Here is a 15,172-nt window from a genome sequence, read left to right as displayed (position 1 = left end):
TATCACCCTTTTCTTCTCCCGTCAAGTACCTTTTTCCCTTTTTTCTATTGTTCTTTTTTTCTGAATCCTTCAGCGCTTTTCATCTCTCCTTCCCAGCATTACCATTGGAGATTTTTCTTACATATAATTCCTGAATATACTTCCCCGGTTGTCTATCCTTGTTAAAAAAAATTTTTTTAATCATTTTTGTCATTTTATTTCATATTTTTGTATATGTATATACAAAAATCTCTGATCTCTTTTTTCGTCATTGATTACATGTAACTTTATTTCTTGTTTTTAATGCCGCATATGTTTGTAAACTCAATGCATTTTATGCACAGGATATACATTCAAGAATGTGACTGAGAATTTTAATTAACTTGACAAATCTTTTTTTCAGAATTATAATAAAAATGGCTATATAGCCTAGGATTTTTTACTTGATTTTATTTTTAAGGAGGACTTATTTATGGGTAGAAAGATTCCTTTATGGCAATGCTTAATTGTCATTCTTGCGATGGTCGGTCTGCTGATGTGGTCTATTTTGAAAGACACAGGTGGAGAGCCTCATATCGCATTAATCTTAGCCGCCTGCGTCGGCGGCATCGTTGCTGCTGCAAACGGCTGGAAATGGGCTTATCTTGAAAAAGGTATTCTTGCCTCCATCAACCGTTCTATGCAAGCTTGCTTAATTCTTGCAATCGTAGGATGTATGATTGCTTCTTGGATGGCTGCAGGCACAATTCCTTCCATGATGTACTATGGTATCAAGGTTATCAGCCCGAGCATTTTCCTGGTAACTGCTTGTATCCTTTGTGCTATCGTATCTCTGGCGACCGGTTCTTCCTGGTCCACGGCTGGCTCCATGGGTGTTGCACTGATTGGTGTAGGTACCGCACTGGGATTTCCTTCTATTATGACTGCTGGTGCCGTAGTATCCGGTGCTTACTTTGGAGACAAAATGTCTCCGCTGTCCGATACCACAAATCTGGCTCCAGCTATGGCAGGCGCTACTTTGTTCGATCACATTAAGCATATGATTTATACCACCGGTACATCTTTAGTAGTCGCACTGGTTGCATATGCTGTTATGGGATTCATGCATTCTTCCTCCAATGCACCAGACCTTGGTGTATTGAACGAGATTACTGCATTTATTGAAGCATCTTCCAATATTAGCATTATCGCTTTGGTTCCGCCAGTATTTGTAATTGCTGCAGTAATCTTAAAGCTACCAGCATTACCATCTCTGCTGGGCGGCGTATTTATCGGTGTTCCTCTGATGTTCTGGAACAGACCATATATCGAAGCTGCTATCGATGACGACTTAACTGCAAACATTTTCAATATTTTAAATAACGGTGTTGCTATGGGTTCAGTCTCTGATGATGCATCGGCAATCATTCAAGAGCTAGCAAGCTTACTGTCCTGTGACGGCATGCAGGGCATGTTCTGGACCATTTCCATCATTCTTTGCGCAATGTGTTTCGGCGGTATCGTAGATGTAACTGGCATCATGGGCACCTTTGCAGGGCTGCTGCTGAAAGTAGCAAAAGGCAGAGGCGGTCTGGTTCTGGCTACAGAATTCTCCTGTGTCTTCGTAAACGCAATCTGCTGCGACCAGTACTTAGCATTAGTATTACCTGGCAGAATGTTCAAGGAAGCGTTCGAAGACATGAGACTGGCACCAAAGAACCTGTCCAGGTGTCTGGAAGACTCCGGAACTATTACATCCAACTTCTTCCCTTGGAACACCTGCGGCGCAACCATGAGATCCTTCTTGGGCGTAGGAAGCGGTTATATTCCGTATGCAATTCTCAACTGGTTAAATCCTGTAGTTTCCATTATCTTCGGCTACACCGGCATTACCATGACCAAGATGAGCGAAGAAGAATACCAAAAGATACTCAGCGAAAGAGAAAGAGAGCAGAAAGAGGCTCTGGAAGCATTAGAAGCTTAACTATATCAACCTTATACTGATAAAAGAACCGGCGGGATACTCCTCGCCGGTTCTCTTCTTTATTTTCTAACCAATTCATTAAGTTGCATAAGTCGCTGTTTGTTCATCGGCGGCATATCCGCCAGCTTATACGGAATGTCAAGTTTTTTGTACTTGTTAACTGCCATGTTATGGTATCCCAGAAGTTCCACCTTGTCCACATATTTAATGCGGCGCAGGAAGCCATTGAGACTTTCGATATACGCTTCTGTATCGTTATATCCTGGCATAATCACCTGTCTAATCCACACATGTTTTCCAAAGCGGTTAATGGCGTCAATAACTTTAAATAAAGTTTCCTGATACCTTCCGGTCAGGTTATGAAACTCCTCCGAATCCACGTGTTTAATGTCCAAAAGAATCAAATCTGCCACTGCAATAGCAGCCTCGGAGTCTTTGTCAAAATAGGTTCCGCTGGTATCAATGGCACTGCTGATTCCTTCTTCTTTTAGCGCATTGATTGCCTCAGACACAAATTTCCCCTGCATAAGCGGCTCTCCTCCTGAAAAAGTCACGCCGCCGTCTTCTCCATAGTACGGAATTCCCCTCTTTGCACGGGCAACAATTTCACCAACCGTAGCGCGGTGTCCGCCGTCAGTGCGCCAGGTGTCCGGATTATGGCAATAAGCACACCTTGCCGGGCAGCCCTGCAGAAAAAACACAGTTCTAATACCAGGACCATCAACTGCTCCAAAGGTTTCTATGGAGTGCAGCAATCCCATGTTCATACTGTAATCCTCCCATCTTTAAAAAGGGAATACCGCTCCGCGATATTCCCTTTTGCGTCATAATCTTTACAGTCCTTCGTGGAATGTTCTGTCGATAACTTCCTTCTGGTGTGCTTTGGATAATGCGTTAAATCTTACTGCATAACCGGATACACGAATTGTCAGTGAAGGATATTTGTCTGGATTTTCATAAGCATCCATCAGCACTTCTCTGTTCAGCACGTTTACGTTCAGGTGGTGTGCACCCTGACCAAAGTATCCGCTGAGCAATTTAACCAGAGTTTCTTTTCTGTCTTCTCTGTCTTTCCCAAGGGAATCCGGTGTAATGCTGAAGGTATTGGAAATACCATCCTGACAAGTATCCCAGTCAATCTTAGCTACAGAGTTTAAGGATGCAACTGCACCGTGGTTATCTCTGCAGTGCATTGGGTTTGCACCTGGCGCAAACGGAGTTCCAGCTCTTCTTCCGTCAGGCGTGTTACCGGTCTTCTTACCGTACATAACGTTGGAAGTGATAGTCAGTACAGAAAGAGTTGTTACAGCGTTTCTGTAAGCCGGCTGTTTTCTCAGTTCCTGAATGGATTTTTCGGAAATCTTAACTGCCAGTTCATCTACTCTGTCATCGTCGTTTCCGTATTTAGGGAAATCACCCTCAGTTTCAAAGTCAACGATTACGCCGTTTTCATCTCTGATTGGAGTAACCTTAGCATATTTGATTGCAGACAGGGAGTCAGCTGCTACAGAGAAACCTGCAACACCAAACGCCATCAGTCTCTTCACTTCAGAATCCAGGAATGCCATCTGGGATCTTTCGTAGTCATATTTATCGTGCATGAAGTGGATAATGTTCATGATTCTAGCATATACGCTCATGAGCCATTCCAGATAAATGTTGTATCTTCTCCATACTTCATCAAAGTCTAAAGGACCATCCGGCATGGATTCCATCTGAGGTCCGATGTGCTCGCCGGTTCTTTCGTCGATACCGCCGTTGATAGCCAGCAGTAAGCACTTAGCCAGGTTACATCTTGCGCCGAAGAACTGCATCTGCTGTCCCATCTGAATTGCGGATACACAGCAAGCGATGGAGTAGTCTTCGCCATAAGCCGGTCTCATCTTGTCGTCGTTTTCGTACTGAATGGAGTCTGTGTCGATGGAAACCTGTGCACAGAACTTTTTGAACGGTTCAGGCAGGTCTTTGGACCAGAGAACTGTCAGGTTTGGTTCCGGTGCAGCACCCAGGTTGTATAAAGTGTTCAGATATCTGTAAGTCATCTTAGTAACTCTGTGTCTGCCGTCAGCGCCTACGCCGCCCAGACCTTCTGTAATCCACATAGGGTCTCCGCCAAACAGTTCGTTGTATTCAGTAGTTCTCAGATGTCTTGCAACTCTCAGCTTCAGAATAAAGTCATCAATGAATTCCTGAATCTGTTCTTCTGTATATTTTCCGCTTGCCAGGTCTCTTTCAGCATAAACGTCGATAAAAGTAGCTGTTCTTCCCAGAGACATTGCTGCGCCATTTTCTTCTTTGATACCTGCAAGGTAAGCGAAGTAAGTCCACTGGATTGCTTCTCTTACGTCAGTTGCTGGCTTGGAAATGTCATAGCCGTACTTTTCAGCCATTTTCTTGATTTCTTTCAGAGCAGCAATCTGGTTCCAGATTTCTTCAGCCAGTCTTACATTTTCTTCGCTCATGATAGGTCTTGATGCGATTTCGTCGTGGTCAATCTGCTTTGCTTCGATCAGTCTGTCAATGCCGTACAGTGCAGCTCTTCTGTAGTCACCGATGATTCTGCCTCTGCCGTATGCATCAGGAAGTCCTGTGATATATCCCAGGTGTCTTGCTTTTCTCATTTCAGGGGAATAAGCCTTAAATACACCATCGTTATGAGAAGTTACATAGTTGAACATGAATTCTACTTCTTCAGGAAGTTTTTCGCCATATTCAGCAACTTCCTCTCTTACCATTTTGATTCCGCCAAACGGGCAGATACCTCTCTTCAAAGGTTCATCAGTCTGCAGACCTACAATCAGGTCCTTTCCTTCAATAATGTAGCCAGGATCAAAAGCGTTGATTCTCATGATTCTGCTTGCGTCAACTTTCAGAGTACCGCCGTTGTGTCTTTCTTCAACCAGCAGTTTCTTTACTTTGTCGTTCACTTCTGTAGTTCTTGCAGTCGGACCTGCTAAGAAGCTTTCGTCTCCATCATAAGGAGTATAGTTAGTGTTGATAAAATCATCCACGTTAATTGTAGTTTCCCATGCTCCTGATTTGAAGCCTTCCCATGCATTACTCATGTTCAATGTTCTCCTTTACTGTTAATTAATCATATTTAGGGGTAGTGTATTGAATTCTGTATCTTGTATACAAAATTGGTACAATTTTTTGGTTACACCTTCAGTTCTCAATTCCTACCTGATGGGTAACCCTTTTTCTGCTATCATAATACAGCGGAAGAATGTTTTCGTCAACACCCTTATGCAAAGTTTTTTGTTCTTTTTTTGAAACATAAAAAATGCTTCTATACCAGTGATTTTCAATAGATTCTCACAATACCTAAGTCACCTTTTATTCTCCTGTCTCTACCGCAGAATTTACTTTGCCTACCTCTAAAATTTTCAGCTTTATCTTTTATATTTTTCCTGTTATTCTAACATACTATTTTCAGGAGGTTTCCGCAAACTATGTTAAAACTGCTTATCATATTTTTTATCGTTACGGCGTTCTTTTTTCTGCGCCGCGCTTTGGTCCCCGCATTTCTCGGCATCGCCATCGCCTATATTCTGGATCCTTATGTCTGCTGGCTGGAGAAAAAACTTTCAGCCAAGCGTTTTCTTTGCGTTCTTCTTGCTTATCTGACTGTGGCAGGCACATTTTGCCTGCTAGCCGTTGGCTTTGCTGATATCGCCTGCGATCATCTAACAGCAGGGTCTCTACAAAGTATCGTCACTTCACTGCAAGCCTACTATGAAGAGTATAAATCCCTAATCAGGCAGCTATTTGGCATATCTTTCGGTCAAGCTGATGTAGTACTGATGGTACAAAGCCTCGGAAGCGGTCTTACAAAATTCTTTATCGGCGCCGTTGCTGCTATGTACCTTTTGAAAGATAAGGATTTCTTTCTTCGCTTGTGCAACAAGGGACTGCACCTTTTTTTGGGTCAAAAAGCGCACGGCATTCTCAGGGAAATTGCTTTTTCCATAAACGACGTCGTCTCTGCATTTCTGCGAGGCGTCTTTGTAGATTCGGTCATTGTCGCCTTTTTATCGTCACTTGCGCTTGCACTGATTGGCGTTGACTTTTCTGTGTTTATCGGTTGTTTTGCTGGCATAGCTAACGTAATTCCCTACTTCGGTCCAGTCATCGGTATTATTCCCGCATCCCTAATTGCACTGGCTCAGGGCGGACTTTCCAAAGCTATACTTGCTGCGCTGGCGCTTTTTGCCGTTCAACAAGTAGAATCGAATTTTATTTATCCGCGTATCATTGGAAAATCCACTGGGCTGCACCCATTCTTCGTTCTAATCTCTGTATCCGCAGCCGGAGCCGTTGGAGGTCTTCTCTGGATGATTCTGGCAGTTCCTCTGGCTGGTATTATAAAAGTTCTTCTTGAAAAATGGGCACAATCCCAATAATAAAACCGCCCCTCTCGATTGCTCATCTTTGAGAGGGACGGTTTTATTATTGGGATGGAAAAATTCACACAAATTAACGTTTGTTGCTTCTTCTCCAAATTCTCTGTTCTTCAGCAGCCTTAATTAAATCCTCGCGGCAGTCAGGATGCGCAATGTCAATGATGGCTTCAGCTCTTTGCCAAGTTGCTTTGCCAGGAAGTACTGCTACACCGTATTCAGTTACCATATAAGGTGCCTGCGTTCTCGGTGTTGTAATTACATCACCCTGCGTGAACTTAGGGAAGATGTTGGAGTGACGGTTGCCTTCTTTGTCAACACGGCTTGAAGGGAATGCAAGAAATGCTTTTCCATTCGGGCACTCCAGACCACCTGTTACGAAGTCCAGCTGTCCGCCAGTACCGCTGATGTGACGGGTACCTGCTGTTTCGGAGCATACCTGTCCATAAAGGTCCATAGAAATACAGCTGTTGATAGAAACGAATTTCTCGTGCTGTCTCAGGGTGGCCGGGTCATTTACGTATGCCATTGGTGCAGATACGATCATCTGGTTTTCGTTTAAGAAATCGTACAGTTCTCTGGAACCGCTGCAGATAGAGAATACGCCTTTGCCCTTGTCAATGTTCTTTCTTCTGTCAGTCATTTTACCGGACTGATATAATTTCAGATATCCGTTAGACATCAGTTCAGTATGCATGCCTAAGTCTTTCAGGTCGGACTCTGCAATGAGCATGCCCAGACAATCAGGCATGCCGCCGATACCCAGCTGTAGTGTAATTCCGTCTTCCAGGTAAGGGAAGATATATTCTGCAATCTGTTTGTCGATGTCGGAAGCCTTACCTACTGGTGTAGTTGCAAGCTCAGCATCAGATTCAACAACATAGTCAACCTGAGAAATATGGATATGATCTGTGCATTTACCGTAAATCTTCGGCATATTCGGATTTACTTCCAGGATAATGGTCTTTGCCTGATCCAGCATCTCCTGCAGACAGCAGTTAGTCAGACCGTAGTTGAAGTTGCCGTGCTCATCCATTGGAGCTACTGTAATCATTGCAACATCTACTGGCGCAAAACCCTTCGTATAATATCTGCCGCAGTGTCTGAACAGCATTGGGGAGTAATATGCTCTGCCCTGGTCGCAGTATTTACGATCAAGACCGGAAGTATGCCACAGGTTATAAGTAAAGGATTCCTGATTTGGATCCTGTTCTACAATCTGAACCGGTTTCATGCTGATTGCATGTCTGACTTTAACGTCCTTTACTTCTCCTACTCTTCCTGCCAGCGCACGGTCCAGCGCTTCCGGAAAAGAACACGTCTGGCTGTAGTCAACCCAGTCTCCGTCTTTAACAACTTTAACTGCTTCTTCTGCGGTGCGAAGTTTCGCACGATATTCTTCATAAACGTTCATAGTAATATGTTCCTTTCTTATGATTCAAAGTTCTAATAATCAAGCCGCAGTGTAAAACCACTTACTACTATTATAACAAAAACTGTATTGAAATCAATACAGTTTCCTCAAATTGTCAAAAAAAAATCAATTCTTTGTTAATTTATAGTCAATCTGTGTTTTCTAATGTTTCTCCGCGGTTGACAATGAAAATGCCGGCGCAGACACACAACAGCGCAACAAGACTCTGTACCCACGGAATCTGCCCACTTTCTGTAAGAAACAGCGCGGAAAGCACAACGCCAAACACCGGCGTGGTAAAGCCGAAGACGGTGACCTTTGAAACCGGATTATATTTGAGGAGCACGCCCCAAACGGAGTATGCTACTGCCGAAATCAATGCCATATAAACCATCATTGGATATGCCCACAGGCTTGTTACCGTCAAATGACCTCCGCCAATCCATGCTGCAGCCGTCATAATCACGCCGCCCATCATGAACTGATATCCACTGAGCACCACCGGACTTTCCTTTGCAGAATAAAGTTTTACAAGTACCGAGGAAAAGGCATAAGACACGCAAGCAATGAGCAGAAACCCCTCACCATTGAGCGCAAGACCGCCGCCAAGACCCTCGGCTCCACTGGCATTAACTAAAATCACACCGGAAAACCCGATAACACAGCCTGCACTCTTCGCCTTCGTCATTTTTTCCTGATGAAAAATTAGTGATGCAATAAGAATCGACAGAAAAACATGGGCTCCCTCTATGATAGAACCTTTTACTCCTGTCGTATGGGCAAGCCCCACATAAAAGAAAAAATACTGAATTACGGTCTGCGCCATGCTGATTTTTGCCACCATGCCCCAGGAGCCTTTTTTCGGAAACAGAATCTTCTTCTGCGGCACGCTTGCTGTCAGAATCACCAGCACACCCGCTAGCGTAAACCGAATGCCCGCAAAAAGAATCTGCGACCAGGTATCTGTGCTTTCGATGGCAAAAAGCCGGTAGCCGATTTTAATACATGGAAATGCGCTGCCCCACAAGAAACAGCAGAGCAGCGCCAGTAAACAAACAATACTCGTTTTTTGTAAATAGTGTTCTTTGTTCATTCTAATCTTCTCTCTGATGAAAACTGATAAACCGTCCAAGTCTATCACTGACGATTTCTTTATGCTGCATAGCAATTTCACCGCCTATGATGACATAGCTTATCCCCTCAGGCTGCACGTCGATATTTTCATAGGTGGCACCATCTATTATAGTCGTTTCATCAAAAATAGTCAAATCCGCATCAGCGCCAAGTTCTATTCTTCCTTTGTCCGATAAAGACAATCTATCTGCCGGTCTGACGGTCATTTTGGCAAGAGCGTCAAGTAAAGAAATCACCTTTTCTTCTCTTACATATTTCCCCAGAACTCTGGGAAAAGTGCCTGAAGCGCGCGGGTGTCCATCACCGCCAAAGAGAATTCCATCGCTGCCAATCATACCGTGTTCACTGGAGATTGCTGCAGAAATTTCTTCTTCATTCATAATAAAGCCCACCGCCATCATGTCAGGATATTTTTCTCTCGCCTCGTCTAAAATTTCTTTTGTGCAATAGGTGTTTTTATAAGGTTCTTTTGTCAGCATAATGGCGCTGATATCCTCACACCACTGATTCAGGCTTTCCTCTTCAAATACCTCACTGCCTATCAAGGTTGAAAAGGCGTTATACGGATAAGTATCAAAATCCAGCAGCGGATTTTCGCTAATCAGTTTATCAATGAGAGCCAGAGACTCTTCCATCTGCCCGGTCGCAGAGCAGCTAGACAGATGGGAAATCTGAAACTTTACACCGCTATCCTTTGATAAACGCTGCATTTCCTCTATGGACTCGATGGCACCGATGCCGGATTCTCTATAATGTGCCGATGCCAGATATCTCTTATCTTTCAGCAATGCCAGCGCTTCCATCATATCGTCATAGGTTATCGCAGGGTCATATTCTATTCCAAAAGAAATACCGCAAGCGCCTTCCCGCAGCTCTTCTTCTAACAATGTTCGCAGGCTTTCTCTCTGATGTTCATTCGCACGCTCATAATGTCCCAATCCAAGTTCATAGCGCATCTGATTGTAACCTGCAAACATAACCATATTGACAGGACTTCCGCCCAGTTTCGCTACCCGGTCTTTGAATTCAGCCAGCCTCTGCCTCTGTATGCCGCAGTTTCCGCCACAGGCTGTCGTCACTCCCATCTTCAGCATCATATTTCCGATTATATATTCTGCATCTTCTCCCAGCAAATCATCTTCATGCATATGAATATCAATAAAGCCTGGCGATACAATTTGGTTCATCGCATCTAAGGTCTTCTTTGCCTCGGGCATATCTTCCCCTAAATAAACAATTTTCCCATTACGAACACCGATATTGGCTTTCTTTATTTGTGCCGCCTGAAAGTCAGGGTAACGCCCGTTTATAATCAGTAAATCCATCATATCTATTTACCTCTTTTATTCTTCCTCATATTCATAATAGCAATTATAGCATAGACCAGTGTAAAAGTTAGTGCTGCTCCATTGACAGTAGAAACTAGACTAAGTCTGGCTTCTGCCAGCAAATACACCGCCATAGCGCCACTAGCACCGAGAATCAGCGCATTTTTATTAAAACCATAGCGAAGCAGCATCAGAAATGCCAGCAACGCCAAAATCGCAGGTAAAAATGCTCTTACGTACATCATGCCTTTTTCTCCTCAAATTCTGTTTTCAGTTTCTTTAAGTTTTCTTCATCCGCCAGCATTTTAATCACATGGCGGCAAATGATACCCGCACCAGTCGCCAGTGCCTTGTGTGCTCTGTCTGTCTTCATAGCATCGGCAAATTCTCTGGTATGTATTGGCACGCCTTTGTCCACCACCTGCAAGGTCGGATGAAAGACTGGGCAGACAAAGCTTACATTGCCGCAGTCGGAAGACCCAAAGAGTTCTTCGGGATTGCCGTTTAAAGTAAGTCCCATTTCCTCATAGGTTTCTGCAAGCAGAGCATTACCAAAGGGTAAAATCAGCAGATTATCGTACCTTTCTGCAGTTGCTTTCTTCTCCCAGGTAGTCTGGGTTGCAATCGCAGCACCCGCTGCACAGTCATCAATCATCTTGTTGACCTGATTCAGATAAGGTCTGTCAAATCCGCGAATGTAAAGTTCTGCAGATACTTCCTCCGGTACAATATTCGGCGCTTCTCCCGGATTTCTGATAATGCCGTGTATTTGGATATCCGTTTTCACGTGCTGCCTAAGCATATCGATCGCATGAAAGAACAGCTGACAGGCATTAAAGGCATTATGTCCATCCCAAGGCGCCGCCGAAGCATGGGCTGCTTTCCCATGAAAATAATAGGTATAGGTATCCAGCGCCCGCAGCTTCGTATAAACCTGATTGGCATCGTAAAGGTGTATCATCATCGCCATATCATAATCGTCAAAAGCACCGGTGCGAATCATCTTCGGTTTACCGCCGTTATACTCCTCGTCAGGGGTTCCAATGATATGAATATCCACATCCAAATCGTCCTGCAGTGCAGAAAGTGCGATACCTGCAAGTATACTAATAGAGCCGCTGAGGCAATGTCCGCAGGCGTGCCCCAGTTCTGGAAGTGCATCATATTCTGCAAGCAGCGCAATTTTATATTTATGGTCATTATTTCCAAAAACCGCCTTATATGCTGTTTCCAAGCCCGCAAAAGGATATGTCACGGTAAATCCTTTTTCTCTAAGAAGGGCAGTCATTTTTTCTGTAGTTCGGTATTCCTGACCGCCTACTTCCGGATGATCTGCCAAATCATCACTAAGAGCCATCAGCTCCTTGTGAAAAAGACCGATTTTTTCATCGGTCTTTCTCACAAGGCTCGTATATGTTTTCATAATTTTACTCACCTCTTAAATTTCACTCCAGTATGTCGTTCTTAGAACGGTCCCCACTGCATTAAGTGTGCAATTACAACCAGAATTGCGCCTAATAAGTATTGAATTCCAATTAACGGCAGAATCCATCTTGCCCATTTTTCCCAAGGAATCTTTGCAAGTGCCAAGGCTGCCATAAAGTAGCCAGATGTCGGTGTAAAGATATTGGAAATACCATCGCCCAGCTGGAATGCCAGCGTTGCAGTCTGACGGGTTACACCTACCATATCAGCAAGCGGCGCCATAATCGGCATGGACACTGCAGCCTGACCGGAACCGGATGGAATGATAAAGTTCAGTAAGCACTGGAAAATATACATACCAACTGCGGAAATCACTGAAGGCAGCTGCATCAGGATATTTGCAGTTGCATGCAGCAGTGTATGGATGATATTGCCGTCTGTCAGCACTACCATGATACCTCTGGCGAAACCACAAACTAATGCGCCTCCGCAAATTCCAGTCATTCCGTTGGAAATAGATTCTGCAAACTCATTGACTGACATGCCGCCAATGATAGCTGACACAATCGCCAGGCCAAAGAAAAGTCCCGCAATTTCATTAAAGTACCAGCCCCACTGAATAGTTCCATACGCAAGAAGAACAATGGTAATCAGCAGTGCCAGCAGAACCAGTTTCTGTCTGATTCCAAACGGATGTAATTCTTCATCCAGTTCCAGTTTGTCCTCTCTCTTCTGATCTTCTTCATACATTCTGGAAAGGGTCGGATTCTTTTTGACTCTGCGTGCATAAATCATAACAAATGCAACTGTAACAACTACCATAGATACATACACAACAATTCTGTATCCCAGTCCAGAGAACATCGGAAGTCCCGCAATACTTTGCGCAACGCCCTCTGTATATGCGTTCATAAAGGCGCCGCCAAAGCCTGCCGCACCGCCGCAAAGTACGATAGCTGTACCGGTGATAGAGTCAAAGCCTAATGCGAGGCAAAGACTTACGCAGATTGGAATATACGGCAGTAAATCCTCTGCTGAACCGATGATCGCTCCCATCAGTGAGAAAATGAACATCATAACCGGAATGATAAAAAGTTCTTTTCCTGCAAGAGCTTTAGAAACTTTGACAAGTCCTGCCTCAATCGCTCCTGTATCCCCGATTACGCCAAAGCACGCACCAAAGATAAAAATCAGAAATACGATATCAGCTGCTCCCAGCATTCCCCTGAATACAGCGCTCATAGTGCCCATCAGATCCACCGGCGTCTGATTAATATAGCGGAAAGTATCAGGGTCTACAACTTCTCTGCCATCGTCCAGCACCATCATATCATAGGCCCCTGCCGGAACAATATACGTTAGAATTGCACATAAAATAATAAGGCCTGTGAGTAATGCGTACACGTGTGGTACTTGGAATTTCTTTTTTGTTTTTTCCATTTTTCGCTCCTTACTCGATTAAAGATATAAAATATATTTTATACCATTATATGTTACCCCCCCCCCCCGGTATATATCCGGTTTTAGTTATTTTGGTAAAAAAACTAGCTTTACTGAATATTTCTATAAATCTGAAGTGCAAGAAAAACTTTACAGATGGCAAATCCATATTTCCACATGCACAGCAGCCTCACAAAGGACTAAAGTCTGCACACTTTCTGCTCTCTTACTGGTATGCAGATATAAAGCACTGCATTTTGTTGTTTTTCTTTTGCTGCTCGTCACAGCAAGCCTATGAAAACGATTTCCGTATCATTTTATCTCAGAAAGAATTCTGCTCGTGCCCTCTAGCATGCATAAAATCCGGATTTTTCCTCAATATATGCACGTTTCTTCATCAATCTGTGCAGATTTTTAAAGAAATCAGAAAAAATATGCACCTTTTCAGCCTGATTGAGTTGATATTTTTCATCCAGACACCCCATTTGTGCATATTATAAAGGTTTTTTCAAATTTTACGCACAACTGAGTGCATATTTTGATGATTTTCTTCAAATATATGCATTTCAGACTACTTTTAGCGCGCATTTTTCCTTGTGTTTGCCAATGGTTTCTTAAAAGTTGACAATAAAAACAAGGCAAGATATACTTGCCTTGCGAAAGTTTACTCTTATCAATGATTGAAAGGAAAACCATGAAAAAAAAATTCGTCTGCATGTTTCTCATGCTCGCTCTAACCCTTGGAATGACATCTGTTTTTGCCTCTGCAGATACAGGTTCGACATATAGTACTGGTTCTATTGGATTTAGCACTAAAAGAATTAGTGATACAAAAGCAGCGGCTAGTGTCGCTATCAACTTCTCAGCCACTGCTGACAAATATACCGTTACTATCACTTTACAGAAGAAATCCGGCAGCAGCTGGGTGACAGCTACTGATGTCAGTGGCAACACGATTAAATACACCGGTACAAATAAATTTAATGTTCTTACCTATGACGAATGGACCGTAAAAAAAGGTATTGTTTACAGAGTAAAATGTGTCTCTACTGACGAATACGATCGCGGCAGCAAATATACTTCCACTTCCTACTCCGACCCCTTCTAAAACGCCTATCATCTCTCTAATCCATCTGCAATAGCAGAATATTCCTCATCTGATAAAGCTCCGCCTATTGTACACAAACTCTCTTCTATAAGAAAATGTGCACTTTTTTCTTCATCTTCCTTCATCATAATTTTAATACCCTGCGTCGTATTAAAAGCACGGTTATAATTTGGTATCATTTTTAAATCTGTATCATCAGTTTGAGTGATTCTAAAAGTACTCTCTCCTTTTTCGTATACATATATGTAATTCTGCACTAACTCCGTCACTTCTACCCGCAACTCTTTAAACTCATATCCCTCTGGCACATAGCCTGGAATCAGCAAGTCTGGATAGTTTTTCTTTACGGTTGCAACCTTATCCCATTCTGTTTCAATCATCGTATCACCGCCTAAGTTTGCTCCTGGGTCTTCCGCATTATTTTTTACAATTGTATTGTTGCCCTCTTCTGTAGTAATTGGACCATTTTTCCCAGCAATTGCAGCATCCGGCACCAGCAAGTTCATTGCACTAAAAGTACCTGCGCAAACAATCACAACACAGGATATCGCAGCCATATACTTTCTCTTTCTAGCCCTACTCCTTTCCTTGGCAGCTGCGACCCAGCCTTCCAACACCTCTGCGTCTAGTTTTGTCTTCTTTTCGTGTCTCTTCAGTGCCGCTCCTATCTCCTCCATAAACTTCTGCTCGTTCTTCTTCAGGTTTTCTCTCTCTTCTCGTTTCATGCTTTCCCTCACTTATCATTTTCTCCAGTTCTTTTTTCGCTCTGCGTTCTATCGTTTTCACCGAATTGTAATTCATCTTTAAAAGCTTTGCTATCTCCACCATGCTCAATTCCGATACATAGCGGAGTCTGATTATTTCCGGCGCTGGCGGCTTCAGACTATTTACCATTTCAAAGATATCTTCATCGCTGAAGTCTATCTTTGACGCATATTCTTCTGCGCTAATCCTGTCAAGCTCCTGCTCACAGGACTCGTA

14 protein-coding genes are annotated in these 15,172 nt (G+C 43.4%); 4 read left to right on the top strand and 10 right to left on the bottom strand.

Going from position 1 to position 15,172, the window contains the following annotated elements:
* The first annotated feature begins 451 nt into the window (after positions 1 to 451).
* Positions 452 to 1,942, top strand: a complete 1,491-nt coding sequence (gene nhaC / locus D1151_RS15465) for a Na+/H+ antiporter NhaC (protein WP_161909485.1) — start codon at positions 452 to 454, stop codon at positions 1,940 to 1,942.
* A 59-nt stretch (positions 1,943 to 2,001) separates the two neighbouring features.
* Here the strand turns inward: nhaC and pflA are convergent, their stop codons facing one another.
* Complete coding sequence (pflA, locus tag D1151_RS15460) at positions 2,002 to 2,709, bottom strand: pyruvate formate-lyase-activating protein (protein WP_161909484.1); 708 nt, start codon at positions 2,707 to 2,709, stop codon at positions 2,002 to 2,004.
* A gap of 66 nt (positions 2,710 to 2,775) precedes the next feature.
* The gene (gene pflB, locus D1151_RS15455) at positions 2,776 to 5,007 is read right to left on the bottom strand and encodes a formate C-acetyltransferase (RefSeq protein WP_160201792.1); all 2,232 of its coding nucleotides are present in this window, start codon (positions 5,005 to 5,007) and stop codon (positions 2,776 to 2,778) included.
* A gap of 387 nt (positions 5,008 to 5,394) precedes the next feature.
* Here pflB and D1151_RS15450 point away from each other — a divergent pair, with 387 nt between their 5' ends.
* Positions 5,395 to 6,345 carry an AI-2E family transporter gene (locus tag D1151_RS15450; protein ID WP_161909483.1) on the top strand — a complete coding sequence of 317 codons (951 nt, stop codon included), beginning with the start codon at positions 5,395 to 5,397 and terminating at the stop codon, positions 6,343 to 6,345.
* A 73-nt stretch (positions 6,346 to 6,418) separates the two neighbouring features.
* Here the strand turns inward: D1151_RS15450 and D1151_RS15445 are convergent, their stop codons facing one another.
* From D1151_RS15445 to D1151_RS15435, 3 genes are all read right to left on the bottom strand, one after another.
* Positions 6,419 to 7,756, bottom strand: a complete 1,338-nt coding sequence (locus D1151_RS15445) for an acetyl-CoA hydrolase/transferase family protein (RefSeq protein WP_160201790.1) — start codon at positions 7,754 to 7,756, stop codon at positions 6,419 to 6,421.
* Between the two features lie 148 nt (positions 7,757 to 7,904).
* Complete coding sequence (locus tag D1151_RS15440; protein ID WP_161909482.1) at positions 7,905 to 8,849, bottom strand: DMT family transporter; 945 nt, start codon at positions 8,847 to 8,849, stop codon at positions 7,905 to 7,907.
* A 1-nt stretch (position 8,850) separates the two neighbouring features.
* Positions 8,851 to 10,077 (bottom strand): amidohydrolase family protein, encoded by a 1,227-nt coding sequence (locus D1151_RS15435; protein WP_350339729.1) that lies wholly within the window; start codon positions 10,075 to 10,077, stop codon positions 8,851 to 8,853.
* Between D1151_RS15435 and D1151_RS17410 the strand changes: the two genes are divergently transcribed.
* Positions 10,043 to 10,123 carry a hypothetical protein gene (locus D1151_RS17410; protein WP_369122407.1) on the top strand — a complete coding sequence of 27 codons (81 nt, stop codon included), beginning with the start codon at positions 10,043 to 10,045 and terminating at the stop codon, positions 10,121 to 10,123. The two genes, D1151_RS15435 and D1151_RS17410, sit on opposite strands and share 35 nt — an antisense overlap.
* Positions 10,124 to 10,220: 97 nt before the next feature.
* On the opposite strand, the gene D1151_RS15430 is transcribed toward D1151_RS17410, so the two are convergent.
* The 3 genes from D1151_RS15430 to D1151_RS15420 are packed head-to-tail and all read right to left on the bottom strand — an operon-like array spanning position 10,221 to position 13,083.
* Positions 10,221 to 10,463, bottom strand: a complete 243-nt coding sequence (locus D1151_RS15430; protein ID WP_160201787.1) for a hypothetical protein — start codon at positions 10,461 to 10,463, stop codon at positions 10,221 to 10,223.
* A complete protein-coding gene (locus D1151_RS15425; RefSeq protein ID WP_160201786.1) occupies positions 10,460 to 11,641 on the bottom strand; it encodes a M20 family metallopeptidase in 1,182 nt (393 codons plus the stop codon). The genes D1151_RS15430 and D1151_RS15425 overlap by 4 nt, the downstream gene beginning before the upstream one ends.
* Before the next feature lie 41 nt (positions 11,642 to 11,682).
* Complete coding sequence (locus D1151_RS15420; RefSeq protein ID WP_161909480.1) at positions 11,683 to 13,083, bottom strand: YfcC family protein; 1,401 nt, start codon at positions 13,081 to 13,083, stop codon at positions 11,683 to 11,685.
* A 694-nt stretch (positions 13,084 to 13,777) separates the two neighbouring features.
* Here D1151_RS15420 and D1151_RS15415 point away from each other — a divergent pair.
* Complete coding sequence (locus D1151_RS15415; protein WP_161909479.1) at positions 13,778 to 14,191, top strand: DUF4251 domain-containing protein; 414 nt, start codon at positions 13,778 to 13,780, stop codon at positions 14,189 to 14,191.
* A gap of 8 nt (positions 14,192 to 14,199) precedes the next feature.
* Here the strand turns inward: D1151_RS15415 and D1151_RS15410 are convergent, their stop codons facing one another.
* Both D1151_RS15410 and D1151_RS15405 read right to left on the bottom strand, forming a co-directional pair.
* Complete coding sequence (locus D1151_RS15410; RefSeq protein WP_161909478.1) at positions 14,200 to 14,697, bottom strand: hypothetical protein; 498 nt, start codon at positions 14,695 to 14,697, stop codon at positions 14,200 to 14,202.
* A 70-nt stretch (positions 14,698 to 14,767) separates the two neighbouring features.
* The coding region (locus D1151_RS15405; RefSeq protein ID WP_161909477.1) for a sigma-70 family RNA polymerase sigma factor at positions 14,768 to 15,172 on the bottom strand (405 nt) is incomplete at its 5' end.

This window comes from Emergencia sp. 1XD21-10 (genome assembly GCF_009936045.1).
Taxonomy (GTDB): Bacteria; Bacillota; Clostridia; order Peptostreptococcales; family Anaerovoracaceae; genus Senimuribacter; species Senimuribacter intestinalis.
The sequence above is the reverse complement of the archived record's forward strand: the minus strand, read 5'-3'. Positions and strand labels throughout refer to the sequence as shown.

Bases quoted from the DNA above. Each gene is read 5' to 3' on its own strand.
- D1151_RS15415 (WP_161909479.1), top strand. From the start codon at position 13,778: ATGAAAAAAAAATTCGTCTGCATGTTTCTCATGCTCGCTCTAACCCTT.
- D1151_RS15420 (WP_161909480.1), bottom strand. From the start codon at position 13,083: ATGGAAAAAACAAAAAAGAAATTCCAAGTACCACACGTGTACGCATTA.
- D1151_RS15410 (WP_161909478.1), bottom strand. From the start codon at position 14,697: ATGAACTTGCTGGTGCCGGATGCTGCAATTGCTGGGAAAAATGGTCCA.
- nhaC (WP_161909485.1), top strand. From the start codon at position 452: ATGGGTAGAAAGATTCCTTTATGGCAATGCTTAATTGTCATTCTTGCG.
- D1151_RS15425 (WP_160201786.1), bottom strand. From the start codon at position 11,641: ATGAAAACATATACGAGCCTTGTGAGAAAGACCGATGAAAAAATCGGT.
- D1151_RS15440 (WP_161909482.1), bottom strand. From the start codon at position 8,849: ATGAACAAAGAACACTATTTACAAAAAACGAGTATTGTTTGTTTACTG.
- D1151_RS15445 (WP_160201790.1), bottom strand. From the start codon at position 7,756: ATGAACGTTTATGAAGAATATCGTGCGAAACTTCGCACCGCAGAAGAA.
- pflB (WP_160201792.1), bottom strand. From the start codon at position 5,007: ATGAGTAATGCATGGGAAGGCTTCAAATCAGGAGCATGGGAAACTACA.
- D1151_RS15435 (WP_350339729.1), bottom strand. From the start codon at position 10,077: ATGAACCAAATTGTATCGCCAGGCTTTATTGATATTCATATGCATGAA.
- D1151_RS15430 (WP_160201787.1), bottom strand. From the start codon at position 10,463: ATGATGTACGTAAGAGCATTTTTACCTGCGATTTTGGCGTTGCTGGCA.
- pflA (WP_161909484.1), bottom strand. From the start codon at position 2,709: ATGAACATGGGATTGCTGCACTCCATAGAAACCTTTGGAGCAGTTGAT.
- D1151_RS15450 (WP_161909483.1), top strand. From the start codon at position 5,395: ATGTTAAAACTGCTTATCATATTTTTTATCGTTACGGCGTTCTTTTTT.